22 protein-coding genes are annotated in these 24,467 nt (G+C 56.1%); 16 read left to right on the forward strand and 6 right to left on the reverse strand.

Annotation, left to right across the window (positions count from 1 at the left end):
* Positions 1-6: 6 nt before the first annotated feature.
* The 10 genes from mutL to rlmB all read left to right on the forward strand — a co-directional run bounded on the left by mutL (position 7) and on the right by rlmB (position 12,413).
* Positions 7-1,854: a DNA mismatch repair endonuclease MutL gene (mutL, locus tag C3406_RS14905; protein ID WP_103822993.1), complete on the forward strand. Its 1,848-nt coding sequence runs from the start codon at positions 7-9 to the stop codon at positions 1,852-1,854.
* Positions 1,847-2,797 (forward strand): tRNA (adenosine(37)-N6)-dimethylallyltransferase MiaA, encoded by a 951-nt coding sequence (gene miaA / locus C3406_RS14910; RefSeq protein WP_103822994.1) that lies wholly within the window; start codon positions 1,847-1,849, stop codon positions 2,795-2,797. The genes mutL and miaA overlap by 8 nt, the downstream gene beginning before the upstream one ends.
* Before the next feature lie 85 nt (positions 2,798-2,882).
* A complete protein-coding gene (gene hfq / locus C3406_RS14915) occupies positions 2,883-3,191 on the forward strand; it encodes an RNA chaperone Hfq (RefSeq protein WP_032616179.1) in 309 nt (102 codons plus the stop codon).
* Between the two features lie 77 nt (positions 3,192-3,268).
* Positions 3,269-4,549, forward strand: a complete 1,281-nt coding sequence (gene hflX, locus C3406_RS14920) for a ribosome rescue GTPase HflX (RefSeq protein WP_103177967.1) — start codon at positions 3,269-3,271, stop codon at positions 4,547-4,549.
* Positions 4,550-4,665: 116 nt separating this feature from the next.
* A complete protein-coding gene (hflK, locus tag C3406_RS14925; protein ID WP_103822995.1) occupies positions 4,666-5,919 on the forward strand; it encodes an FtsH protease activity modulator HflK in 1,254 nt (417 codons plus the stop codon).
* 2 nt (positions 5,920-5,921) lie between these two features.
* Positions 5,922-6,923, forward strand: a complete 1,002-nt coding sequence (hflC, locus tag C3406_RS14930; RefSeq protein ID WP_103822996.1) for a protease modulator HflC — start codon at positions 5,922-5,924, stop codon at positions 6,921-6,923.
* A gap of 288 nt (positions 6,924-7,211) precedes the next feature.
* Entirely contained in the window at positions 7,212-8,510 is a 1,299-nt protein-coding gene (locus tag C3406_RS14935) for an adenylosuccinate synthase (protein WP_039028486.1), read from the forward strand.
* A 201-nt stretch (positions 8,511-8,711) separates the two neighbouring features.
* Positions 8,712-9,137 (forward strand): nitric oxide-sensing transcriptional repressor NsrR, encoded by a 426-nt coding sequence (gene nsrR, locus C3406_RS14940; protein WP_103822997.1) that lies wholly within the window; start codon positions 8,712-8,714, stop codon positions 9,135-9,137.
* Positions 9,138-9,175: 38 nt separating this feature from the next.
* On the forward strand, positions 9,176-11,617 hold the full coding sequence (rnr, locus tag C3406_RS14945) for a ribonuclease R (protein ID WP_103822998.1): 2,442 nt from the start codon (positions 9,176-9,178) through the stop codon (positions 11,615-11,617).
* Between the two features lie 64 nt (positions 11,618-11,681).
* Positions 11,682-12,413, forward strand: coding sequence for a 23S rRNA (guanosine(2251)-2'-O)-methyltransferase RlmB (gene rlmB, locus C3406_RS14950; protein ID WP_103822999.1), 732 nt, complete (start codon positions 11,682-11,684; stop codon positions 12,411-12,413).
* A gap of 91 nt (positions 12,414-12,504) precedes the next feature.
* Here rlmB and C3406_RS14955 read toward each other — a convergent pair whose 3' ends face one another.
* Positions 12,505-13,794: an MFS transporter gene (locus tag C3406_RS14955; RefSeq protein ID WP_103823000.1), complete on the reverse strand. Its 1,290-nt coding sequence runs from the start codon at positions 13,792-13,794 to the stop codon at positions 12,505-12,507.
* A 182-nt stretch (positions 13,795-13,976) separates the two neighbouring features.
* Between C3406_RS14955 and C3406_RS14960 the strand changes: the two genes are divergently transcribed.
* Positions 13,977-15,599 carry an isovaleryl-CoA dehydrogenase gene (locus C3406_RS14960; protein ID WP_103823001.1) on the forward strand — a complete coding sequence of 541 codons (1,623 nt, stop codon included), beginning with the start codon at positions 13,977-13,979 and terminating at the stop codon, positions 15,597-15,599.
* Positions 15,600-15,602: 3 nt separating this feature from the next.
* Here the strand turns inward: C3406_RS14960 and C3406_RS14965 are convergent, their stop codons facing one another.
* The 3 genes from C3406_RS14965 to bsmA form a co-directional block, all read right to left on the reverse strand.
* Entirely contained in the window at positions 15,603-17,528 is a 1,926-nt protein-coding gene (locus tag C3406_RS14965) for a methyl-accepting chemotaxis protein (protein WP_103823002.1), read from the reverse strand.
* A gap of 171 nt (positions 17,529-17,699) precedes the next feature.
* Positions 17,700-17,987 carry a DUF1471 family protease activator YjfN gene (gene yjfN / locus C3406_RS14970; RefSeq protein WP_103823003.1) on the reverse strand — a complete coding sequence of 96 codons (288 nt, stop codon included), beginning with the start codon at positions 17,985-17,987 and terminating at the stop codon, positions 17,700-17,702.
* 135 nt (positions 17,988-18,122) lie between these two features.
* Positions 18,123-18,452, reverse strand: coding sequence for a biofilm peroxide resistance protein BsmA (gene bsmA, locus C3406_RS14975; protein ID WP_103823004.1), 330 nt, complete (start codon positions 18,450-18,452; stop codon positions 18,123-18,125).
* A 138-nt stretch (positions 18,453-18,590) separates the two neighbouring features.
* Here bsmA and yjfP point away from each other — a divergent pair, with 138 nt between their 5' ends.
* Positions 18,591-19,322 (forward strand): esterase, encoded by a 732-nt coding sequence (gene yjfP / locus C3406_RS14980; RefSeq protein WP_103823005.1) that lies wholly within the window; start codon positions 18,591-18,593, stop codon positions 19,320-19,322.
* On the opposite strand, the gene ulaR is transcribed toward yjfP, so the two are convergent.
* Both ulaR and ulaG read right to left on the reverse strand, forming a co-directional pair.
* Entirely contained in the window at positions 19,319-20,074 is a 756-nt protein-coding gene (gene ulaR / locus C3406_RS14985; protein ID WP_103177977.1) for an HTH-type transcriptional regulator UlaR, read from the reverse strand. The two genes, yjfP and ulaR, sit on opposite strands and share 4 nt — an antisense overlap.
* A 108-nt stretch (positions 20,075-20,182) precedes the next feature.
* Positions 20,183-21,247, reverse strand: a complete 1,065-nt coding sequence (gene ulaG / locus C3406_RS14990) for an L-ascorbate 6-phosphate lactonase (RefSeq protein ID WP_103823006.1) — start codon at positions 21,245-21,247, stop codon at positions 20,183-20,185.
* A 354-nt stretch (positions 21,248-21,601) separates the two neighbouring features.
* Between ulaG and ulaA the strand changes: the two genes are divergently transcribed.
* Genes ulaA through C3406_RS15010 form a run of 4 tightly spaced genes read left to right on the forward strand, consistent with a single transcriptional unit; the run spans position 21,602 to position 24,462 of the window.
* Positions 21,602-23,002: a PTS ascorbate transporter subunit IIC gene (ulaA, locus tag C3406_RS14995; protein WP_103823007.1), complete on the forward strand. Its 1,401-nt coding sequence runs from the start codon at positions 21,602-21,604 to the stop codon at positions 23,000-23,002.
* Between the two features lie 12 nt (positions 23,003-23,014).
* The gene (gene ulaB / locus C3406_RS15000) at positions 23,015-23,320 is read left to right on the forward strand and encodes a PTS ascorbate transporter subunit IIB (RefSeq protein ID WP_103177980.1); all 306 of its coding nucleotides are present in this window, start codon (positions 23,015-23,017) and stop codon (positions 23,318-23,320) included.
* A 10-nt stretch (positions 23,321-23,330) separates the two neighbouring features.
* A complete protein-coding gene (ulaC, locus tag C3406_RS15005) occupies positions 23,331-23,798 on the forward strand; it encodes a PTS ascorbate transporter subunit IIA (protein ID WP_103823008.1) in 468 nt (155 codons plus the stop codon).
* A gap of 13 nt (positions 23,799-23,811) precedes the next feature.
* A complete protein-coding gene (locus C3406_RS15010; RefSeq protein ID WP_103823009.1) occupies positions 23,812-24,462 on the forward strand; it encodes a 3-keto-L-gulonate-6-phosphate decarboxylase UlaD in 651 nt (216 codons plus the stop codon).
* Positions 24,463-24,467 lie beyond the last annotated feature (5 nt).

The raw sequence follows: 24,467 nt of genomic DNA on the forward strand, positions 1-24,467 counted from the left end.
GCTATCATGCCGATTCAGGTTCTGCCGCCGCAGCTTGCGAACCAAATCGCCGCCGGTGAGGTGGTAGAACGACCTGCGTCGGTAGTGAAAGAGCTGGTGGAAAACAGCCTTGATGCGGGCGCCACCCGCATCGATATCGATATTGAACGCGGCGGAGCGAAGCTCATTCGGATCCGTGATAACGGCTGCGGCATCAAAAAAGAGGAGCTGGCGCTGGCGCTGGCTCGTCACGCAACCAGCAAAATCGCCTCCCTCGACGATCTCGAAGCCATTATCAGCCTCGGTTTCCGCGGCGAAGCGCTGGCCAGTATCAGCTCCGTCTCCCGCTTAACGCTCACCTCCCGCACGGCGGAACAGCCGGAAGCCTGGCAGGCTTATGCCGAAGGCCGGGATATGGACGTGACGGTCAAACCTGCCGCGCATCCGGTGGGAACGACGCTGGAGGTACTGGATCTCTTCTATAACACCCCCGCGCGGCGCAAGTTTATGCGCACCGAGAAAACCGAATTTGGCCATATCGACGAGATTATTCGCCGCATCGCCCTGGCGCGCTTCGATGTCACCATCAATCTGAGCCATAACGGCAAGATGATGCGCCAGTATCGCGCCGTGGCGCAGGGCGGGCAGAAGGAGCGCCGGTTGGGCGCCATTTGCGGCACGCCGTTTCTTGAAAAGGCGCTGGCCATTGAGTGGCAGCATGGCGATATGACCCTGCGCGGCTGGGTGGCCGATCCGAAAGCGAGCAGCGCGGCTTTTGCAGAGATCCAGTATTGCTATGTGAACGGACGCATGATGCGTGACCGTCTCATCAACCATGCGATCCGCCAGGCGTGCGAAGATAAACTCGGCGCTGGCGAGCAACCTGCATTTGTGCTCTATCTGGAGATCGACCCGCACCAAGTGGATGTGAATGTCCATCCGGCGAAGCATGAGGTGCGTTTTCACCAGTCCCGGCTGGTGCATGACTTCATCTACCAGGGGGTGCTGAGCGTATTGCAGCAGCAGGCCGAGCCAAACCTGCCGCTGAGTAACGTGGAGCCTGCGCCGCGTCCCATCCCGGAAAACCGTATTGCGGCGGGCAAAAACCAGTTTGCTGAACCCGCTGTGGCGCGGGAACCTGCCGCACCGCGTTTTTCGTCTGGCGGCTCAGCTCCCCGGACGTCCGGGGCGAATTATCCTCATGCCCAGCCGGGTTACCAGAAGCAGGCGGGCGCGGTGTATCGCACCTTGCTGGACACCCCGGCTCCGGCACAAAAAACGGCTGAGGCCGCTCCCGCAGCCCCCGCCCTGATGGGCCATAACCAGAGTTTTGGTCGGGTGCTGACCATCATTGCACCCGATGCCGCGCTGCTTGAGCAGGACGGTCATCTGGCGCTGTTATCCCTGCCGGTCGCTGAACGCTGGCTGAAACAGGCGCAGCTGGCACCCGGTCCTCATCAGGCCTGCGCCCAGCCGCTGTTGATCCCGGTGCGGATAAAAATCTCGCCGCAAGAGACGCAGGTGGTGCAGCGTCATCAGGCTGCCCTTGCTGAAATGGGGATCGAAATGGTGCTGGAATCGCATCATGTGACGCTGCGGGCCGTGCCTTTACCCTTACGCCAACAAAATTTACAAAACTTGATTCCTGAACTGATAGGCTACCTGGCGCAGCAGACAACGTTTGATGCCGCCAATACTGCACAGTGGATCGCCCGCCAGCTGGCCAGCGATCACCCGACGTGGAGTATGGCGCAGGCTATCACCGTGCTGGCGGAGGTCGAGCGCCTCTGTCCGCAGCTGGTGAAGGCTCCGCCGGGTGGTTTATTACAACCTGTTGATCTACAAACGGCTAAGGCCGCCCTGAAAAATGAGTGATGTAAGCAATACCCGCCTGCCTAAGGCGATATTTTTGATGGGGCCAACGGCCTCGGGTAAAACCGCGTTAGCCATTGAGTTACGTAAAGTTTTGCCAGTAGAGTTGATTAGCGTTGATTCCGCCCTTATTTATCAGGGGATGGATATTGGTACGGCAAAGCCTAACGCAGACGAGTTACGCGCGGCGCCGCACCGATTACTGGACATCCTTGACCCGGCGCAGGCTTATTCGGCGGCTGATTTTCGTCGCGATGCGCTGGCGCATATGGCTGAGATCACAGCAGCAGGACGTATCCCGCTGTTGGTGGGCGGAACAATGCTCTATTTCAAAGCGTTACTGGAAGGGTTGTCGCCGTTACCTTCGGCAGATCCGGCCATTAGAGCAAAAATTGAGCATCAGGCAGCAGAGCAGGGATGGGGTGTACTGCATGCGCAGCTGGCAGAAATTGATCCGGTTGCGGCAGCACGTATTCATCCAAATGATCCGCAAAGGCTTTCCCGGGCACTGGAAGTTTTTTTCATTTCGGGTAAAACTTTAACGGAACTGACGCAAACGTCAGGAGAGGCTCTGCCGTATCAGGTGCATCAGTTCGCCATCGCCCCGGCGAGCCGTGAACTGCTCCATCAGCGAATAGAGCAGCGTTTTCATCAGATGTTGGCTTCAGATTTTGAAGCAGAAGTGCGGGCGCTATTTGCCCGTGGAGATTTGCATACGGATATGCCTTCCATTCGTTGTGTGGGTTATCGCCAGATGTGGTCATACATTGAAGGTGAGATTTCGCATGATGAAATGGTTTATCGAGGTATTTGCGCCACGAGACAGTTAGCGAAGCGCCAGATTACCTGGTTGCGCGGTTGGGAGGGAGTTCACTGGTTAGACAGTGAAAAACCGCAACAGGCGTTACACGATGTATTACAGGTTGTTGGTGATATCGCAGACTGAATGTGTACAATTAAGCCGTATCGTGCGCAATTTTTCAGAATCGCAAGGTTCTAAGTACAAAACAAGCATATAAGGAAAAGATAGAATGGCTAAGGGGCAATCTTTACAAGATCCGTTCTTGAACGCACTGCGTCGGGAACGTGTTCCAGTTTCTATTTATTTGGTGAATGGTATTAAGCTGCAAGGTCAGATTGAGTCTTTCGATCAGTTCGTGATCCTGTTGAAAAACACGGTCAGCCAGATGGTTTATAAGCACGCGATTTCTACTGTTGTTCCGTCTCGCCCGGTATCTCATCACAGCAATAACGCTGGCGGCGGTTCCAGTAACTACCATCATGGCAGCAACGCGCAGGGTTCTTCTGCGCCTGCGCAGGACAGCGAAGAGACCGAATAAGGTTACTGGCTGTTATTTCCATATCGGGGAGCCAGGTTTTCTGCGTTCCCCGCTGATCTTTTTTGAGAGGTTTACGCTTGTTTGACCGTTACGATGCCGGTGAGCAGGCGGTGCTGGTACACATCTATTTTTCGCAAGACAAAGATATGGAAGATCTCCAGGAGTTTGAATCTCTGGTCTCTTCCGCCGGTGTCGAAGCAATGCAGGTGATTACCGGTAGCCGTAAAGCGCCGCACCCAAAGTTTTTTGTTGGTGAAGGTAAAGCAGTAGAGATTGCGGATGCCGTTAAAGCGACTGGCGCATCGGTCGTGCTGTTTGATCACGCCCTGACACCGGCCCAGGAACGCAACCTGGAACGTCTGTGCGAATGTCGTGTTATCGATCGGACGGGTTTGATTTTAGACATTTTTGCCCAACGTGCACGTACCCATGAAGGGAAATTGCAGGTTGAGCTGGCGCAGTTGCGCCATCTGGCGACGCGCCTGGTGCGTGGCTGGACACACCTTGAACGACAAAAGGGCGGGATTGGTTTGCGCGGCCCGGGTGAAACCCAGCTCGAAACCGACCGTCGCTTGCTGCGTGGCCGTATTACCCAGATCCTCTCACGGCTGGAAAAAGTTGAGAAGCAACGTGAGCAGGGGCGCCGCTCCCGACAGAAAGCAGACATCCCGACGGTGTCGCTGGTCGGTTATACCAACGCCGGTAAATCCACCCTGTTTAACCAGATTACTGAGGCCCAGGTTTACGCCGCAGACCAGCTGTTTGCGACCCTGGATCCGACGCTGCGCCGCATTGATGTGACGGACGTCGGTGAAACCGTGCTGGCGGATACCGTTGGGTTTATCCGTCATCTGCCGCACGATCTGGTGGCCGCGTTTAAAGCCACCCTGCAGGAGACCCGTCAGGCGACGTTGCTGTTGCACGTTATCGACGCTGCGGATGTACGCGTACAGGAAAATATTGATGCAGTGAATATCGTGCTGGAAGAGATTGATGCCCACGAGATCCCGACGCTGCTGGTGATGAACAAGATCGATATGCTGGACAATTTCGAACCGCGTATCGACAGGGATGAAGAGAACATACCGATTCGGGTCTGGCTTTCTGCGCAGACCGGTGTCGGTGTACCACTGCTTTTCCAGGCTTTAACAGAACGTCTTTCCGGTGAAGTGGCTCAGCACACGCTGCGTCTGCCACCCGAGGAAGGCCGACTGCGCAGCCGTTTTTATCAGCTTCAGGCGATAGAAAAAGAGTGGATGGAGGATGACGGCAGCGTGGGGTTGCAGGTGCGTATGCCAATCGTCGACTGGCGTCGCCTCTGTAAACAAGAACCTGCGCTGGTCGACTACGTCGTCTGACCGGAAAGGAGATGCCTGAAGGATTTTGCCCTTTGGGATACCCGAACTGCTGCGAATGCTACGGCATGCCAGGCGTTTGAGGGTATATCACCGCATAACAAATATGGAGCACATACATGGCGTGGAATCAGCCCGGTAATAACGGACAAGACCGCGACCCGTGGGGGAGCAGCAATAATCAAGGCGGCAACTCCGGGGGAAATGGCAACAAAGGTGGTCGCGAGCAGGGGCCACCCGATCTGGATGATATCTTCCGCAAGCTGAGCAAAAAGCTGGGCGGACTCGGCGGTGGTAAAGGCACTGGCGGCGGTACTGGCCAGGGGCCGCGTCCTCATATGGGCGGTCGTGTGGTGGGCATTGTTGCCGCAGCGGCGGTGATTATCTGGGCTGCCAGCGGATTCTACACAATCAAAGAAGCCGAGCGCGGTGTTGTCACCCGTTTTGGCAAATTCAGCCATCTGGTTGAGCCAGGCCTGAACTGGAAGCCGACCTTTATCGATGACGTCACGGCGGTGAACGTTGAATCGGTACGCGAACTGGCGGCATCCGGCGTGATGCTGACGTCAGACGAAAACGTGGTGCGCGTTGAGATGAACGTGCAGTATCGCGTGACCGATCCTGAACGTTACCTCTTTAGCGTGACCAGTGCCGATGACAGCCTGCGTCAGGCGACCGACAGCGCCCTGCGTGGCGTGATCGGTAAATACACCATGGACCGCATCCTGACCGAAGGTCGTACCGTTATTCGTAGCGATACCCAGCGTGAGCTGGAAGAGACCATTCGTCCGTATAACATGGGTATCACCCTGCTGGACGTTAACTTCCAGGCTGCTCGTCCGCCGGAAGAGGTCAAAGCGGCGTTTGACGATGCGATTGCTGCCCGTGAAAACGAACAGCAGTACATCCGTGAGGCAGAAGCCTACACCAACGAAGTTCAGCCACGTGCGAACGGTCAGGCACAGCGTATTCTGGAAGAGGCGCGAGCCTATAAGACCCAGACCGTGCTGGAAGCCCAGGGTGAGGTGGCTCGCTTTGCGAAAATCCTGCCGGAATATAAAGCTGCGCCGGAAATTACCCGTGAACGTCTCTATATCGAAACCATGGAGAAAGTGCTGAGCCACACCCGTAAGGTACTGGTCAATGACAGCAAAGGTGGCAACCTGATGGTTCTGCCGCTGGATCAGATGTTGAAAGGCACCAGTGCCGCGGGCGCAAAGAACGACAGCGGGGCGAATAACCTGCTGCGTCTGCCACCTGCGTCTACCGGTAACGCCAGCGCAAACACCCGCTCTTCTTCAAGCGATGGTGACATTATGGACCAACGCCGCGCCAACGCGCAGCGTAACGACTACCAGCGTCAGGGGGAATAACGATGCGTAAGTCAGTAATTGCGATCATTATTATCGTGCTGGTTGTGCTTTACACCTCAATTTTTGTGGTTAAAGAGGGCGAGCGTGGGATTAAATTCCAGTTCAGCAGCGTCGTGCGTGACAGCGACAAGCGTCCGGTCATTTATGAGCCGGGCCTGCACTTCAAAGTGCCGTTTATTCAGTCAGTGAAAACGCTTGATGCGCGTATCCAGACGATGGATAACCAGGCCGACCGTTTCGTGACCAAAGAGAAAAAAGACCTGATCGTTGACTCCTATATCAAGTGGCGTATCAGCGACTTCAGCCGTTACTTCCTGGCAACGGGCGGCGGCGACGTCTCTCAGGCCGAAGTGCTGCTGAAACGTAAGTTCTCTGACCGTCTGCGTTCTGAAATTGGTCGTCTGGATGTACGCGACATCGTAACCGACTCCCGCGGTCGTCTGACCTCTGAAGTACGCGATGCGCTGAACTCCGGTTCCGCCGGCACGGAAGATGAAGTGACAACCCCAGCGGCTGACGATGCCATCGCCAAAGCGGCTGAACGCGTTCAGGCTGAAACCAACGGTAAAGTGGCGGTGATCAACCCGAACAGTATGGCGGCATTGGGTATCGAAGTGGTTGACGTGCGTATCAAGCAGATCAACCTGCCAACGGAAGTCTCTGAGGCGATCTACAACCGTATGCGTGCCGAGCGTGAAGCGGTAGCCCGTCGTCATCGCTCACAGGGTCAGGAAGAGGCTGAAAAGCTGCGTGCAACCGCAGACTATGAAGTGACTAAAACCCTGGCAGAAGCGGAGCGTCAGGGCCGTATCCTGCGCGGTGAAGGTGATGCCGAAGCGGCGAAGCTGTTTGCGGATGCCTTCAGCCAGGATCCAGACTTCTATGCCTTTATCCGTAGCCTGCGTGCCTATGAGAGCAGCTTCCAGAGCAATCAGGACGTTATGGTTCTCAGCCCGGACAGCGATTTCTTCCGCTATATGAAGTCACCGGAAGCCAGTCGCTGATTTCACGGCTTCAAAAAGCGAATGGCGTCCCTCAGGGGCGCCATTTTTTTTTTGCTCGTTAAAGCCGATTCACTGAAGGGGAACGAAAAGCGCCAATCCCTTCGGCATACCTATAAGTGAAATTGCCGCACCGCTTGTGATGAGAATTGGCCCATCACACAAGATATTGAGGTAATCGTTTAACTGGCGAGGAAGGCATCAATTTCGCCGAAATTTGTATACAAAAAAAGCTGAACATCATCAAAACCGATGGTAGAATCCATTTTTAAGCAATCGGTGATTTTGAAAATGGGTAACAACGTCGTCGTACTGGGCACCCAATGGGGTGACGAAGGTAAAGGGAAGATCGTCGATCTTCTGACTGAGCGTGCTAAATTTGTTGTACGCTATCAGGGTGGTCACAACGCAGGCCATACTCTCGTAATCAACGGTGAAAAAACCGTCCTCCATCTTATTCCATCAGGCATTCTTCGTGACAATGTGACCAGCATCATCGGTAACGGTGTTGTGCTGTCTCCTGCTGCGCTGATGAAAGAGATGAAAGGCCTGGAAGACCGTGGCATCCCGGTTCGCGAGCGTCTGCTGCTCTCAGAAGCCTGTCCGCTGATCCTCGACTACCACGTTGCGCTGGATCTGGCGCGTGAAAAAGCACGCGGCGCGAAAGCAATCGGCACCACCGGCCGTGGTATCGGCCCGGCTTACGAAGATAAAGTCGCTCGTCGCGGTCTGCGCGTTGGCGACCTGTTCGATAAAGCCACCTTTGCTGAAAAACTGAAAGAAGTGATGGAATATCACAACTTCCAGCTGGTGAATTTCTACAAAGTTGACGCCGTTGACTACCAGAAAGTGCTGGATGACGTCATGGCGATCGCTGACATCCTGACTGGTATGGTTGTTGATGTCTCCGATCTGCTGGACCAGGCGCGCAAGCGTGGCGATTTCGTCATGTTCGAAGGTGCGCAGGGTACACTGCTGGATATCGACCACGGTACCTATCCGTACGTAACCTCTTCCAACACCACCGCAGGTGGTGTGGCAACTGGCTCTGGCCTGGGTCCGCGTTATGTGGATTACGTTCTGGGTATCATCAAGGCTTACTCCACTCGCGTGGGTGCGGGTCCGTTCCCGACCGAACTGTTTGATGAAACCGGCGAGTTCCTGTGCAAGCAAGGTAACGAGTTTGGCGCGACCACCGGTCGTCGTCGTCGTACCGGCTGGCTGGATGCGGTTGCTGTGCGCCGTGCGGTGCAGATCAACTCCCTGTCTGGCTTCTGCCTGACCAAGCTGGACGTCCTGGACGGCCTTAAAGAAGTGAAAATCTGTGTTGCCTACCGTATGCCGGATGGCCGTGAAGTGACCACCACTCCGCTGGCTGCTGACGACTGGCAGGGCATTGAGCCGATCTACGAAACCATGCCAGGCTGGTCTGAAACCACCTTCGGCGTGAAAGAGCGTAGCGGTCTGCCACAGGCAGCGCTGGACTACATCCAGCGTATTGAAGAGCTGACCGGTGTGCCGATTGATATTATCTCTACCGGCCCGGATCGTTCTGAAACCATGATCCTGCGCGACCCGTTCGACGCATAATGATGGTTTCGCCCGGCGGCGCTACGCTTGCCGGGCCTGCAATACCCATCACAGGCCGGAAAGCCATGCGCATCCGGCTTTTTCATTCTCCTTTCCCCCTTTCAGTTTAAATAAATTCGCCGTTGACTATCTGGCTGGTTTATCATCATTAATGAATATCTCTGCGGATATACCGCGTTTTACCCTTTTCCTGAGGTTGATGTGCAGTTAACAAGTTTCACCGATTACGGATTGCGTGCGCTGATTTACATGGCGTCGTTACCCGCTGGACAGATGACCAGTATCTCTGAGGTGACAGAGGTCTACGGTGTGTCCCGTAATCATATGGTCAAAATAATCAATCAACTTAGCCGAGCCGGATACGTTGCTGCCGTCCGCGGGAAAAATGGCGGCATCCGCCTCGGTAAACCGGCACAGAGTATTCGTGTTGGTGATGTGGTGCGCGAACTAGAGCCATTGTCTCTGGTGAACTGCAGCAGCGAGTTCTGCCACATTACCCCCGCCTGTCGACTGAAACAGGCGCTTTCAAAGGCTGTGCAAAGTTTTCTCATGGAGCTGGATAACTACACGCTGGCCGATTTGGTTGAAGAGAATCAACCGCTGTATAAATTATTGCTGGTGGAATGAAGAAAACGTCCACCGGAGATGACAACGGAGGAACCGCTATGTCACAAGATCCTTTCCAGGAACGCGAAGCCGAAAAATACGCAAACCCTATCCCCAGCCGCGAGTTCATCATTGAACACCTCACAAAACGCGAAAAACCTGCCAACCGTGAAGAACTTGCCGTTGAACTGAACATTGAAGGCGAAGAGCAAATTGAAGCCCTTCGCCGCCGCCTTCGCGCGATGGAGCGCGACGGACAACTCGTCTTTACCCGCCGTCAATGCTATGCCCTACCGGAGCGTCTCGATCTGCTGAAAGGCATGGTGATTGGCCACCGTGATGGTTACGGCTTCTTGCGCGTCGAAGGCCGCAAGGACGACCTCTACCTCTCATCTGAACAGATGAAAATGTGCATTCACGGCGACCAGATCCTGGCCCAGCCGCTGGGTGCAGACCGCAAAGGGCGTCGTGAAGCGCGCGTTGTGCGTGTGCTGGTGCCAAAAACCAGCCAGATCGTGGGCCGCTACTTCACCGATGCTGGTGTGGGTTTTGTGGTGCCGGATGACAGTCGCCTGAGCTTTGACATCCTCATTCCGCCTGAAGAGGTAATGGGCGCGCGGATGGGCTTTGTGGTGGTGGTTGAGCTGACTCAGCGTCCAACCCGTCGTACCAAAGCGGTCGGGAAGATTGTGGAAGTGCTGGGCGATAACATGGGCACCGGCATGGCCGTGGATATGGCGCTGCGCACCCATGAAATCCCCCACGTCTGGCCAAAAGCCGTTGAAGAGCAGGTTGAAGGGCTGAAAGAGCAGGTGCCGGAGTCGGCAAAAGCGGGCCGCGTGGATCTGCGCAGCCTGCCGCTGGTCACCATTGATGGCGAAGACGCCCGTGACTTTGATGACGCCGTCTACTGTGAGAAAAAACGCGGCGGCGGCTGGCGTCTGTGGGTGGCGATTGCCGATGTGAGCTATTACGTTCGTACTGGCACCCCACTGGATGGCGAAGCGCGTAACCGTGGCACCTCGGTCTACTTCCCGTCCCAGGTTGTACCGATGTTGCCGGAAGTGCTCTCCAACGGCCTGTGTTCGCTTAACCCGCAGGTTGACCGTCTCTGCATGGTTTGTGAAATGACCATTTCCAGCAAGGGGCGCTTAACCGGCTACAAATTCTATGAAGCGGTGATGAGTTCACATGCGCGCCTGACCTATACCAAAGTGTGGCATATGCTGCAGGGTGATCGGGATCTGCGTGAACAGTACGCCCCGCTGGTGAAGCACATCGAAGAGTTGCATAACCTCTATAAGGTGCTGGAGCAGGCGCGTGAAGAGCGCGGCGGGATCTCATTTGAGAGTGAAGAGGCGAAGTTCATCTTTAACGCTGAGCGTCGCATTGAGCGTATCGAACAGACCCAGCGTAACGATGCCCACAAGCTGATTGAAGAGTGCATGATCCTGGCGAACATCTCCGCGGCACGCTTCGTTGAGAAAGCCAAAGAGCCTGCGCTGTTCCGTATCCACGATAAACCGACCACCGAGGCCATCACCTCTTTCCGTACCGTACTGGCGGAGCTGGGTCTTGAACTGCCGGGCGGCAACAAGCCGGAGCCGCGCGATTACGCCGAGCTGCTGGAATCGATTAGCGATCGCCCTGACGCGGAAATGCTGCAAACCATGCTGCTGCGTTCTATGAAGCAGGCGATTTACGATCCTGAGAACCGCGGCCACTTTGGTCTGGCGTTGCAGTCTTATGCGCACTTTACCTCGCCGATCCGCCGTTATCCGGATCTGTCACTGCACCGTGCCATTAAGTATCTGCTGGCACATGAGCAGGGCCACAAAGGCAACACGACCGAAACCGGGGGTTATCACTACTCCATGGAAGAGGTGCTGCAGCTGGGCCAACACTGTTCCATGACCGAACGCCGCGCTGATGAAGCGACGCGCGACGTGGCGGACTGGCTGAAGTGCGACTTCATGCTGGATCAGGTCGGGAACATCTTTAAAGGCGTGATTGCCAGCGTCACCGGCTTTGGCTTCTTTGTACGCCTTGATGAACTCTTTATCGATGGTCTGGTGCATGTCTCATCCCTGGACAACGACTACTACCGTTACGATCAGGTTGGGCAGCGTCTGACCGGCGAGTCCAGCGGCCAGACCTACCGTCTGGGCGATCGCGTGGAAGTAAAGGTCGAAGCCGTCAACATGGACGAGCGTAAGATTGATTTCAGCCTGATCTCCAGCGAACGCGCGCCACGTAACGTGGGTAAAACCGCGCGGGATAATGCGAAGAGAGGGGCCGCCGGAAAAACCAGCGGCAAACGCCGTCAGGCCGGTAAGCGGGTAAACTTCGAGCCGGACAGCGCCTTCCGTGGGGAGAAAAAACAGAAGTCGAAGGCCGCGAAGAAAGAGGCCAGAGCCGCCAAAAAACCGTCGGCCAAAACCCAAAAAATAGCTGCGGCGACCAAAGCGAAGCGCGCGGCAAAGAAAAAAGTGGCGGAGTAATTCTCCCCTGACCTTGATCCTCTCCCGAAAGGGAGAGGTGAACAGTAATTAATGAGAACCATCAATGAGTGAAATGATTTACGGCATCCACGCGGTGCAGGCCCTGCTGGAGCGCGCACCGGAGCGTTTTCAGGAAGTCTTTATTCTGAAAGGGCGTGAAGATAAACGCCTGATGCCGCTGATCCATGCCCTGGAAGCGCAGGGCGTGGTGATCCAGCTGGCGAACCGTCAGTATCTGGATGAGAAAAGCGAAGGGGCAGTGCATCAGGGCATCATCGCCCGCGTGAAGCCGGGCCGCCAATATCAGGAGAACGATCTGCCGGATCTGATCGCCGCGCTGGAAAACCCGTTCTTCCTGATCCTCGACGGCGTGACCGATCCGCACAACCTCGGTGCCTGCCTGCGCAGCGCCGATGCGGCGGGCGTCCATGCGGTGATCGTGCCGAAAGATCGCTCCGCGCAACTCAACGCGACGGCCAAAAAAGTGGCCTGCGGCGCGGCGGAGAACGTGCCGCTGATCCGTGTGACCAACCTGGCGCGCACCATGCGTCAGTTACAGGAAGAGAACATCTGGATCGTTGGTACTGCGGGTGAGGCAGACCATACCCTGTTCCAGAGCAAAATGACCGGTCGTCTGGCACTGGTGATGGGTGCCGAAGGTGAAGGCATGCGTCGTCTGACCCGCGAGCATTGCGACGAACTGATCAGCATTCCGATGGCGGGCAGCGTCTCGTCCCTGAACGTTTCCGTAGCAACCGGCATCTGCCTGTTCGAAGCGGTACGCCAGCGCGGGTAGTCTGTTGTGCCCGGTGGCGCTGCGCTTACCGGGCCTACGGTCCGTGCTTTTGTAGGCCGGGTAAGGCGAAGCCGCCACCCGGCAGTATCACTCACTCCTCCAGCGACCGTAAATGGTCATCCTTCTTAAGCGTCATCAGCGCCCCAATACTCACCACCGCCGTGACCATCACGTAATACGCCGGAATATCCAGGTTCCCCGTCTCTTTTATCAGCCCGGTAATGATTAGCCCCGCACAGCCCGAGAAGATGGCGTTCGACAGCGAATAGGCCAGCCCCAGTCCGGTATAGCGCACCCTTGTCGGGAACATCTCTGACAGCATGGCCGGACCTGGCCCTGCCAGCATCCCCACCAGGCCACCGGCAATCAGCACCACTATCGCTTTCACCGCCAGGGTGCTGGACTCCGCCTGCAAAATTTTCAGCAACGGCAGGGCGAGGATCAGCAGCAGCGCGGCGGCGATAACCATCACCGTCCGGCGTCCGATGCGGTCGCTGAGGATCCCCGATGGGATAATGGTCAGCGCAAAACCGATATTGGAGATCACCGCAATCAGCAGCGCCTGGTTAAAGCCGGTATGCAGAGCCGATTGCAGGTAAGCGGGCATGATCACCAGATAGGTATAGCCCGCGGCAGACCACACCATCACCCGGCCAATTCCCATCCCAATGGCTTTCAGCGTGTCGCTGGTGCGCGCCTTCACGGCCACCGGTTTGGTTTGTTGCTTCACGAAGCTGGGCGTCTCTTCCATGCTCACCCGCAGCCATAAAGCGACGGCCCCCAGCGGCAGGGCGATAAAGAAGGGAATGCGCCAGCCCCAGTCGTGCAGGGCTTCTGGCGTTAGCAGCGCGGAGAGCAGCGCCACGATGCCCGCGCCAGCCAGCAGGCCCAGCGCTACGGTAAAGGACTGCCAGGCGCCGTAGAGCCCGCGTTTACCGCGCGGGGCGAACTCGGTCATCAGCGACACCGCGCCGCCATACTCCCCCCCGGCGAAAAGTCCCTGCAGGATCCGCAGGCCGGTGATGATGAGCGGGGCGGCAATGCCGATGCTGGCATAGACCGGCACGATGCCGATTGCGGCGGTTGCCAGGGTCATCATCACCAGCACGATAATCAGTGTGGGTTTGCGGCCGATGCGATCGCCAATCCGGCCAAAGACGATGGCCCCCAGCGGACGAAAGAAGAAGGCGATAGCGAAAGAGGCGTAGGTGAGGATCAGGCTGGTCAGTCCCGCTTCACCGCTGAGCTGAAAGAAGTTTTTCGCAATCACGGTGGCGAGAAAACCGTATACCGCAAATTCGTACCATTCGATGAAATTACCAATTGAGCCAGCAATTAAAGCGCGCTTATGGGCATCCGGCGCCCGTTGAGTGGTTTGCATCGTCATCTCTCCATGAGGGTAAGAATAAATTATTCACCATAACAAACGATAAGAAATTTATTATTCGTTCATTGTGTGACCAGATTCACGCTTGAGCGTGGCGATATTGTGCGCCCGCTGTTGTGCAGCGCCTGCCCGGTTTGTCCATACTTATTCCATTGCCATAGAAGGAGGGATACGTTATGCACTGGCAGACGCACACTGTTTTTAATCAGCCTGCGCCACTTACCAACAGCAACCTGTTTCTTTCCGATCGCGCGCTGTGTGAAGCGGTCAATCGTGAAGGTGCCGACTGGGACGCTGAGCTGCTCGCCAGCATCGGTCAACAGCTGGGTACGGCAGAATCCCTGGAGCTTGGCCGCCTGGCCAACGCCAATCCCCCTGAACTGCTGCGCTATGATGCCAGCGGAACCCGGCTGGATGATGTGCGCTTCCATCCCGCCTGGCACCTGCTGATGCAGGGGCTTTGTGCCAACCGGGTACATAACCTGGCGTGGGAGGAGGAGGCGCGAAAAGGGGCATTCGTGGCCCGGGCGGCACGGTTTATCCTCCATGCGCAGGTTGAGGCTGGCACGCTTTGCCCCATCACCATGACCCACGCCGCCACGCCACTTTTGCAGCAGGCGCTACCGCGCGCGTTTCACGACTGGCTGACGCCGTTACTGAGCGACCGGTATGACTCCCATCTGGCGCCGGGTAATCAGAAGCGCGGTCTGCTTATCGGGATGGGAATGACGGAAAAGCAGGGCGGATCGGATGTTCTCAGCAACAGCACCCGGGCAGAACGCTGCGGCGACGGGAGTTATCGGCTGGTGGGGCATAAGTGGTTTTTCTCGGTGCCGCAAAGCGATGCCCATCTGGTGCTGGCGCAGGCCAAAGGTGGCCTGTCATGCTTCTTCGTTCCCCGTTTTCTGCCTGATGGTCTGCGCAATGCCGTGCATCTGGAGCGCCTGAAAGAGAAGCTGGGCAACCGCTCGAACGCCAGCAGCGAAGCCGAGTTTCTCGAGGCGACCGGCTGGCTGTTGGGCGAAGAGGGGGAAGGGGTGCGCCAGATCCTGAAGATGGGCGGCCTCACCCGTTTCGACTGCGCGCTCGGCAGCCACGGCCTGATGCGCCGCGCCTTCTCGGTGGCGTTGTACCATGCCCACCAGCGGCAGACCTTTGGCAAAAACCTGATCGATCAGCCGCTGATGCGTGATGTGTTAAGCCGCATGGCGTTGCAGCTCGAGGGGCAGACGGCGCTGCTGTTCCGCCTCGCCCGGGCCTGGGATCGCCGCGACAGCGAACACGAAGCCCTGTGGGCGCGGCTGTTTACCCCGGCGACGAAGCTGGCGATCTGTAAAGCGGGGATCCCGTTTGTCGCCGAAGCGATGGAGGTTCTCGGAGGGATCGGTTATTGCGAAGAGAGCGAGCTGCCGCGCCTGTACCGCGAGATGCCGGTTAACAGCATCTGGGAAGGTTCGGGCAATATCATGGGGCTGGACGTGCTGCGGGTGCTGGCGAAACAGCCTGGCGTAGTCGATCTGCTTGCGGCGGATTTTGCCGAGGTTAAAGGTCAGGATCGTCATTTCGATCGCAGCTGGCGCCAGCTCCAGCAAAAACTGCGTAAACCGCAGGAGGCGCAGGGCAGGGAGATCGCCCGGCAGATTTACCTGCTGGGCGCAGGGGCGCAGATGCTGCGCCATGCTTCTCCGCCGCTGGCGCAGGCCTGGTGCCGTGAAATGCTCGACGCCCGTGGCCGATCATTGCTCAGTGAGCAGGTCCAGGACGACCTGCTGCTGCGCGCCACGGGCGGCGTAGCCTGAACCTTACAGGCGGAACAGGCTGACCAGCTCGGTCAGGTGCGAACCCTTCTCCCGCAGGGTTTGCGCCGTCTGTTCGCTGCGTGAGACGCGGTCGGCGTTGATATGCGACGCTTCGCCGATATGGGTCATCGCCAGGTTCACCTGACCAATACCCGCCGACTGCTCGTGAGAGGCATGGTTAATCTCGGTTACCAGCGCCTTGATGTTATCGATGTGCGCGATGATGCTCTCCATCGCCTGGCGGGTCTGCTCCGACAGGGCGTGGCCTTCGCTCACCTTGCTGAGCGTATCGCCAATCAGCTGCTCAATCTCCTTCACCGCGTTGGCGCTGCGCGCTGCGAGGGCGCGGACCTCCTGGGCTACCACGGCGAAGCCTTTACCATGCTCGCCCGCCCGGGCGGCTTCGACGGCGGCGTTGAGCGCCAGAATATTGGTCTGGAAGGCAATCCCCTCAATCACCCGGGTGATGGCTTCGATACGTTTTGATGCTTCGCGAATATCATCCATGGTGGAGACAGCATTGCTGACGGTCTCCCCACCCTGATGCACCGCCCGGGAGGTTTCGCCGACCAGCTGCTGGGTCTGCTCCATATTGGCGGCGTTCTGCTGCACGGTGGCCGCCAGCTGCTCCATACTGGCGGACGTCTCCTCCACGCTGCTGGCCTGCTTGTTGATCTGCTCGGAGATCTCGCCGGTATCCGCTGCCAGGGCGTTGGTCCCCAGATGAATATCGCCCGCAGCTTCCCGCACCTGCAGCACGATTTTTTGCAGCCCGCCGCCAATGCCGTTGATGGCACCGATCAACTGACCCACCTCATCCTGACGGGTGGCAGGCAGGGTGGCACGCAGATCGCCTGCGGCATACTGTTCGGCCAGGCCAATCACATCGCGCAGCGGGCGCGTGAGCCAGCGGCGGATAATAAACACGAACAGCATGGCAAAGAGCGCGGAAAGTGCCACGCCCGCCAGCAGGAAGCGGTCGCGCATGCTGGTCACATCAGCCAGCAGTACGGTTTTATCCACCTCGCCCACAATCGTCCAGTTCCAGCCCGGTAGCGGTGTCCAGGCCATGATCAACGTGCGACCATCGGCGCTCTGGCGCTCCAGGGTGCCGGATTGATCCCCCAGCAGCTGTTGCTGAACGGTGTTATCCCACTTCGGCAGCTCTCCCTCTTCTGCGCTATGGAACAGGTACTGGCCGTGGTTCTTGCCGTTACTGCGGTTCAGCACAAAGAAGTGGCCGCTCTCACCCAGACGGCGACTAAGGATCTTCTCGCGCATGACGTTCCAGGAGTGGGTGATGTCGACGCCGACGAAGATAATGGCAATCACCTGCCCACCGGCATCTTTTACCGGCTGGTACTGGGTGATATAGCGCTTACCGAACAGCAGGGCGAGGCCGCGATATACCTCACCTTTGTTGACCACTTCCCATGCCGGGCTGGCATGATCGAGTACCGTACCGATGGCCCGGTCGCCGTTCTCTTTACGCAGCGAGGTCGCCACGCGGACAAAATCGTCGCCGCTACGGACAAAGAGCGTAGAGATCGCGCTGGTGCGATTCAGAAAATCATCGGGGGTAGTGTTGTTCTCATGGAGTTCCGTATCGCCGCCTTTCAGCAGGGGGACGCTCTGGCCGTTGATGACGCGGGTCTGGCTGGCATCAATACTCAGCGGCTGCGGCAAAAAGGTGGTGAACAGGCGGGTGTAGCTCTCTACCTCTTCGGTGAGGCTGGTATTGAACATCTGCACCATATCCACCACGCCGGTGGACTGGTTATGAAGGTCTTCTACGGCCAGCGATTCAAGTTTTTGACTGGCGTTGTAGCTCAGGAGAAAAGTGAAAAGTAAAAAGAGAGTGGCGACACTCAAGCCGGTAAGCAGCGATAGCTTTGTGCCCAGACCTGCACGGCGGAAAAAGTTGATCATAAATTGCTCATTGTTAAAAAGGTATCGCTTTTCAACGGCAGAGCGGGGATAACATTTATTGGCTTTATGTAACAAAATGTTACAAAGATATCTCGGAGGAGTTATGGCAAGGATAATAGAATTGTAAAGATTAAAAAGCCACTCTTTTTTAGTGGCTTTTATTGACGATTTTCAGACGTAAAGGATGGCCTGCGCCCGCCAGCGATCGACATGGCTCTCTTCCTGCATTTTTATGATGCGATACCACGAGGCACCCTGCTCATCGGCTTTCAGCGCAATCATGCGCTCTACGTCCTGCGGGCTCCCTGAGATATCACTCACGGAGATCAATCCAATTTCATTTAAACCCGTCACACAATCAGCGCTGGCAAATTCAGCTGACTGTGCTGCCGTACTCACCAGACCGGCTGAGAGTAACAGTGTGGTCAAAGCAAGAGATCGTTTCATCGTCAGCTCCATTTTACGTGTCCCCGGTATCCGCCGGGCAATCCTTCGCTAATAAACTCATTTCCATTGTCACTGGCTGGAGTTTATTGTGGACAGGAAAACGTCTATGGACGCAAAGCAGTGTAAATGTCGTTTAAATACCGCGCGTTATTTACGGTATAAAATGGCTTGCGAATACCATTGTCCCGTCACGATGGTTTCATCGATAAGGACGATGACGTAATAATCTGCTTTCGCGGCGACAGCTTTTGCTTTAATGGCCTCTGCCGCATCATCGGGAGAGCCTCGCTCAAGTGCGGTCACGGTACCCATTCGCTGTAATCCTTCCGTTTGATTACGACGTATCTCCTGGGGGTGATCGGCGACCGGTGGCGCAGGCTGCGGCGTACCTTGCAATACGCTACATCCGCCCAACAACATCATCAGCGTTAAAGCAGCAACCTTTCGCATAAACCTGTCTCGTTTCCTGATAGCCATAGTGTAGATCTCTGTTGATTTGACATTGGGGGAATGTTCCCAAATTGTTAGCTATAGCGTAAATTTCGAATGAAAATTGTGTGAAAGCGTAAGCCAGTTCTCAACATTATGATTCACCCATAAGTATGAGGCCCAATTATGATTGAACTTGAAGTACGGCAGCTTGGCGACCATGAGATTGTACATGCCGTTCCCGCAGGAAAGGGGGCTAAACCGTTGCCGGTTGTTATTTTTTATCATGGTTTTACCTCATCAAAACTGGTCTACAGCTATTTTGCGGTGGCGCTGGCACAGACAGGTTTTCGGGTGGTGATGCCGGATGCGCCCGATCACGGGGCCCGTTTTAGCGGTGATGAGCAGACCCGCCTGGGACAGTTCTGGCCGATCCTGCATGGCAACCTCACCGAGTTTGCCCTGCTGCGGGATGCGCTGTATCAGGCCGGGCTGGTGGCCGATGAACGGCTCGCGGTGGCCGGGGCCTCAATGGGGGGAATGACCGCGCTGGGCATTATGGCGCGCTATCCGGAGGTCAAATGTGTGGCAAGCCTGATGGGCTCGGGCTACTTTACCTCGCTGGCCCGTACGCTGTTTCCGCCGCAGCAACCCGGGTCATTCGCGTCGATGGTCGCACCGCTTGCTGACTGGGAAGTAACGACCGCGCTACCGCGTCTGGCTGACCGCCCGCTGCTGCTGTGGCACGGTGAGGAGGATGATGTGGTGCCCGCCGGGGAGACGTTCCGCCTGCAACAGGCGTTGCAGCAGGAAGGGCTGGATAAAAATCTGACCTGTTTGTGGGAGGCGGGAGTCAAACATCGTATTACGCCGGGCGCGCTCGACGCCACGGTCGCGTTTTTCCGCCAGCACCTTTAAACGCGCAGGATCTTCACGCCCTGATCTTCCAGTTTCTGGAGGATCTGTGGGTTAGCGTTTTTACCGGTGATCACCATGTCTATCTGCTCGGCACGGCTGAAGAGCATGCCCGCACGTTCCCCGACCTTGCTGCTGTCGACCAGGACCACCAGCTTGCCGACCACGTTCAGCATCTTCTGCTCCGCCATCGCCGTCAGCATGTCGGTTTTATACAGCCCTTCGGCGGTGAGCCCTTTGCCGCTGGTAAACATCCAGTGGCCGGCATAGAGCGTGTTCTCGCTGTCCTGCGGACTTAGGGTAATGGACTGGCTTTTGTTGTACTGCCCGCCCATGATCACCACGCTTTCGTGCTCCTGGTCGATCAGGTAGTTGGCCAGCGGCAGGTAGTTGGTAATGATCTGCACCGGTTTGCCGCACATCTCGCGGCCCAACAGAAAGGCGGTGGAACCGCAGTTGATCACCACGCTTTCGCCAGGATTAACCAGTTGGGAGGCGGCTCTGGCAATACGTACTTTCTCGTCGTGGTTCTGCGCCTGATGAATATTCATCGGCGACCAGCGTGGGCGCTGCTGGCTGATCCCTTCCGCGCCGTTACGCACCTTTTTCAGCTTACCGCTCTCATCAAGTTTGTTGATGTCCCGGCGTGCCGTCGCCGGAGAAACGCCCAGCCGGGCAATCACCTGCTCAACGGTAACAAACCCCGTTTGCGCCAGGAGTTCCAGTAAGATTTGATGACGTTGTGCTTCTGTCATGAGCTATTCCGAAATAAATTGATTTTAAAAGATGATATTTGAAATAGCCTGAAATTACTAAGCAAAAGTTGGAATCGCCAGGCGCAGCGCCTGGCGATGAGGGGCCAATTACAGGAAAGATTTGAACGGCAGATCCGGCTCAATGGTAAAGCAGTCGTCAAAGCCGCGCGGGTAGTGATATTCGAAATTATCCTTATCCAGCGGCCAGGTAAACTTGCCGCCCACCTGCCAGATAAAAGGCTTAAAGCCATATTTCAGACGATCTTTTTTCATCTCCCACAGCACGCGGATCTCCTGCGGATCGGCCTGGAAGTTTGACCAGATATCATGGTGGAACGGAATCACCACCTGGGTATTCAACGCTTCAGCCATGCGCAGAATGTCAGCGCTGGTCATCTTATCGGTGATGCCGCGCGGGTTTTCGCCATAGGAGCCCAGCGCCACGTCGATATGGTGCTCATTACCGTGTTTGGCATAGTAGTTAGAGTAGTGTGAGTCACCGCTGTGGTACAGCGTACCGCCCGGGGTTTTGAACAGGTAGTTCACCGCACGTTGGTCCATGCCGTCCGGTAACACACCCGCTGCCTTTTGATCGGCTGGCAGAGTAATCAGCGCTGTACGGTCAAACGCATCGAGGGCATGAATTTCAATGTCTTTGATTTTCACTACATCGCCCGGTTTCACTACGATGCAGCGCTCTTTTGGCACGCCCCAACCGATCCACAAATCGACGCAGGTCTGCGGTCCAATGAAAGGCACGTCATCCGCACAGTTCTGCATGACTGCCGCCGCGACGTTAACGTCGATGTGATCGTTGTGATCGTGGGTCGAGAGGACGGCATCTATCTGACGAATCGCAAAAGGATCAAGGACAAATGGCGTGGTACGCAGGTTTGGCTGCAGCTTCTCGACGCCCGCCATACGCTGCATCTGATGACCTTTTTTCATCAGTGGGTTGCCGTGGCTCTGTTTGCCGGTGCCGCACCAGAAATCGACGCAAACATTAGCCCCGCCCTGAGATTTCAGCCAGATACCGGTACAACCCAGCCACCACATCGCAAATGTGCCCGGCGCGACCTGCTCTTGCTCGATCTCCTCATTCAGCCAACTTCCCCATTCCGGGAAGGTGCTGAGGATCCATGATTCGCGGGTAATAGTGTTCACTTTACTCATAGTCAGACTCCCTCTCTATCACAAGTAATCATTTGGTGACGTGTTTTGATTTATATTGGCACCAATGAATCAGCATTGCAATGGCGATTTGCGAGCGTTACGGCAATCTAAAGCTGCTCTCATTAAAAATCCTATACGTGATTTTTATGCTTTGTCTTTGTTAACTTATTGAAATAAATATTTTTTATTGATATCGCATAGGTACGGATAAAGACATTGCACTTAGGGTGGAAATAATTTGCGTGATACGTCACAAATAATCAAATTCAATCTTGTGGTGATTATTTGTGATTACTAGAGTGGAGGCCTGTTGTACGAACACTAGGCATCGTACCGCCTTTACCGGAGAGTGTTATGGAGATCCTCTACAGCGTCTTTACCGTCTTTTTTAATCAGGTCATGACCAACGCCCCGCTGCTGTTGGGTATCGTGACGTGTCTGGGTTATATCCTGCTGCGTAAAAGCGTGAGCGTGATAATCAAAGGCACCATTAAAACCATCATCGGTTTTATGCTGCTTCAGGCGGGTTCAGGCATTTTAACCAGCACCTTTAAACCCGTTGTCGCCAAAATGTCGGAAGTGTATGGCATCAACGGCGCGATATCAGACACCTACGCCTCAATGATGGCTACTATCGAACGGATGGGAGATGCCTATAGCTGGGTGGGATACGCCGTCCTGCTCGCGTTGGCGCTGAACATCATTTACGTTCTGCTGCGTCGGATTACCGGCATCCGCACCATCATGCTCACCGGCCACATCATGTTCCAGCAGGCCGGATTGATTGCGGTTTCCCTCTATATCTTCGGCTACCCGATGTGGACCACCATTATCTGCACGGCGATCCTGGTCTCGCTCTATTGGGGCATCACCTCCAATATGATGTACAAGCCGACGCAGGAAGTGACCGACGGCTGCGGTTTCTCTATCGGCCATCAACAGCAGTTTGCCTCCTGGATTGCCTATAAAGTCGCCCCGTATCTGGGGAAAAAAGAGGAGAGCGTTGAAGATCTGAAGCTGCCCGGCTGGCTGAATATCTTCCACGACAATATCGTCTCTACCGCCATCGTGATGACCATTTTCTTCGGCGCGATCCTGCTCTCATTCGGTATTGATACGGTGCAGGCGATGGCCGGCAAAACGCACTGGTCTATCTATATCCTGCAAACCGGCTTCTCCTTCGCGGTAGCGATTTTCATCATTACCCAAGGCGTGCGCATGTTCGTGGCTGAACTGTCTGAGGCCTTCAACGGTATTTCTCAACGCCTGATCCCTGGCGCCGTACTGGCAATTGACTGCGCGGCGATTTATAGCTTCGCGCCGAACGCCGTCGTCTGGGGCTTTATGTGGGGCACCATCGGCCAGCTGATTGCGGTGGGCATCCTGGTGGGCTGCGGCTCCTCCATCCTGATCATTCCTGGCTTTATCCCGATGTTCTTCTCCAACGCCACTATCGGCGTGTTCGCTAACCACTTTGGCGGCTGGCGCGCGGCGCTCAAGATCTGCCTGGTGATGGGCATGGTTGAAATCTTCGGCTGCGTGTGGGCGGTCAAACTGACCGGTATGAGCGCCTGGATGGGCATGGCGGACTGGTCAATCCTGGCGCCGCCGATGATGCAGGGCTTCGCCTCTGTCGGCCTTATTTTTATGGGCGTCATCATTCTGATTGCACTGGCTTATATGTTCTTCGCTGGCCGTACGCTGCGGGCGGAAGAAGATGCGGAAAAACAAACAGCAGAAGTTTCTGCTCACTAAGGAGTTTTGATTATGACCGTACGTATCCTGGCTGTGTGTGGCAATGGGCAAGGGAGCTCCATGATCATGAAGATGAAAGTGGACCAGTTTTTAACCCAGTCAAACATTGACCACACGGTAAACAGCTGCGCGGTGGGTGAATACAAAAGTGAACTGAACGGCGCGGACATCATCATCGCCTCTACCCACATCGCCGGTGAGATTAGCGTCGCAGGCAATAAATATGTGGTGGGTGTACGCAACATGCTGTCGCCTGCGGACTTCGGCCCAAAACTGCTGGAAGTGATCAAAGCGCACTTTCCGCAAGATGTGAAGTAAGGAGAGGCATATGAAACTACGTGATTCGCTGGCGGAGAATAATTCCATCCTTCTCCAGGCCGAGGCCAATACCTGGCAGGAGGCGGTAAAGCTGGGCGTTGATTTGTTGGTTAAGGCGGATGTCGTTGAGCCGCGCTATTACCAGGCCATTCTTGATGGCGTTGAGCAGTTCGGGCCCTATTTTGTGATTGCGCCAGGGCTGGCGATGCCCCATGGCCGCCCGGAAGAGGGGGTCAAAAAAACCGGTTTCGCCCTGGTCACCCTGAAAACGCCGCTGGTGTTTAACCACGAAGATAACGATCCGGTGGACATTCTGATCACCATGGCGGCCGTTGATGCCAATACTCACCAGGAAGTGGGCATCATGCAGATCGTCAACCTGTTTGAAGATGAAGCCAATTTTGACCGTTTACGCGCCTGCCGTACCGCGCAGGACGTGCTGGATTTAATCGACAATGCCACTGCGGCGGCAGCTTAAGAGGGAGTTGAACATGTCATTACCAATGTTGCAGGTTGCGCTGGATAACCAGACTCTGGCCCACGCTTACGAAACCACGCGTCTGATTGCGGAAGAGGTGGACATTATCGAAGTGGGCACCATTCTGTGCGTCGGGGAGGGGGTCCGTGCCGTCCGCGATCTGAAAGCCCTCTATCCGCATAAGATTGTGCTGGCCGATGCCAAAATTGCCGATGCGGGCAAAATCCTGTCGCGGATGTGTTTCGAAGCCAATGGCGACTGGGTGACGGTCATCTGCTGCGCAGATATCAACACCGCGAAAGGCGCGCTGGAAGTCGCGAAAGAATTTAACGGTGACGTGCAGATCGAACTCACGGGCTTCTGGACCTGGGAGCAGGCAGAAGCGTGGCGCGCTGCGGGTATTCAGCAGGTAGTCTATCACCGCAGCCGCGATGCGCAGGCCGCGGGGGTCGCGTGGGGCGAGGCGGATATCAGCGCCGTTAAACGTCTGGCGGATATGGGCTTTAAGGTTACGGTGACGGGCGGGCTGGCGCTCGAAGATTTGCCGCTGTTTGCCGGCATTCCTATCCACGTCTTTATCGCCGGTCGCAGCATTCGCGATGCCGCCTCGCCGGTGGAAGCGGCGCGTCAGTTTAAACGTTCCATCGTCCAGCTATGGGGATAAGGAGC

This window comes from Leclercia sp. LSNIH8 (genome assembly GCF_002920195.1).
Classification (GTDB): Bacteria; Pseudomonadota; Gammaproteobacteria; order Enterobacterales; family Enterobacteriaceae; genus Enterobacter.

Bases quoted from the DNA above. Each gene is read 5' to 3' on its own strand.
- mutL (WP_103822993.1), top strand. From the start codon at position 7: ATGCCGATTCAGGTTCTGCCGCCGCAGCTTGCGAACCAAATCGCCGCC.
- miaA (WP_103822994.1), top strand. From the start codon at position 1,847: ATGAGTGATGTAAGCAATACCCGCCTGCCTAAGGCGATATTTTTGATG.
- hfq (WP_032616179.1), top strand. From the start codon at position 2,883: ATGGCTAAGGGGCAATCTTTACAAGATCCGTTCTTGAACGCACTGCGT.
- hflK (WP_103822995.1), top strand. From the start codon at position 4,666: ATGGCGTGGAATCAGCCCGGTAATAACGGACAAGACCGCGACCCGTGG.
- hflC (WP_103822996.1), top strand. From the start codon at position 5,922: ATGCGTAAGTCAGTAATTGCGATCATTATTATCGTGCTGGTTGTGCTT.
- C3406_RS14935 (WP_039028486.1), top strand. From the start codon at position 7,212: ATGGGTAACAACGTCGTCGTACTGGGCACCCAATGGGGTGACGAAGGT.
- rnr (WP_103822998.1), top strand. From the start codon at position 9,176: ATGTCACAAGATCCTTTCCAGGAACGCGAAGCCGAAAAATACGCAAAC.
- rlmB (WP_103822999.1), top strand. From the start codon at position 11,682: ATGAGTGAAATGATTTACGGCATCCACGCGGTGCAGGCCCTGCTGGAG.
- C3406_RS14955 (WP_103823000.1), bottom strand. From the start codon at position 13,794: ATGCAAACCACTCAACGGGCGCCGGATGCCCATAAGCGCGCTTTAATT.
- C3406_RS14960 (WP_103823001.1), top strand. From the start codon at position 13,977: ATGCACTGGCAGACGCACACTGTTTTTAATCAGCCTGCGCCACTTACC.
- C3406_RS14965 (WP_103823002.1), bottom strand. From the start codon at position 17,528: ATGATCAACTTTTTCCGCCGTGCAGGTCTGGGCACAAAGCTATCGCTG.
- yjfN (WP_103823003.1), bottom strand. From the start codon at position 17,987: ATGGAGCTGACGATGAAACGATCTCTTGCTTTGACCACACTGTTACTC.
- bsmA (WP_103823004.1), bottom strand. From the start codon at position 18,452: ATGGCTATCAGGAAACGAGACAGGTTTATGCGAAAGGTTGCTGCTTTA.
- yjfP (WP_103823005.1), top strand. From the start codon at position 18,591: ATGATTGAACTTGAAGTACGGCAGCTTGGCGACCATGAGATTGTACAT.
- ulaR (WP_103177977.1), bottom strand. From the start codon at position 20,074: ATGACAGAAGCACAACGTCATCAAATCTTACTGGAACTCCTGGCGCAA.
- ulaG (WP_103823006.1), bottom strand. From the start codon at position 21,247: ATGAGTAAAGTGAACACTATTACCCGCGAATCATGGATCCTCAGCACC.
- ulaA (WP_103823007.1), top strand. From the start codon at position 21,602: ATGGAGATCCTCTACAGCGTCTTTACCGTCTTTTTTAATCAGGTCATG.
- ulaB (WP_103177980.1), top strand. From the start codon at position 23,015: ATGACCGTACGTATCCTGGCTGTGTGTGGCAATGGGCAAGGGAGCTCC.
- ulaC (WP_103823008.1), top strand. From the start codon at position 23,331: ATGAAACTACGTGATTCGCTGGCGGAGAATAATTCCATCCTTCTCCAG.
- C3406_RS15010 (WP_103823009.1), top strand. From the start codon at position 23,812: ATGTCATTACCAATGTTGCAGGTTGCGCTGGATAACCAGACTCTGGCC.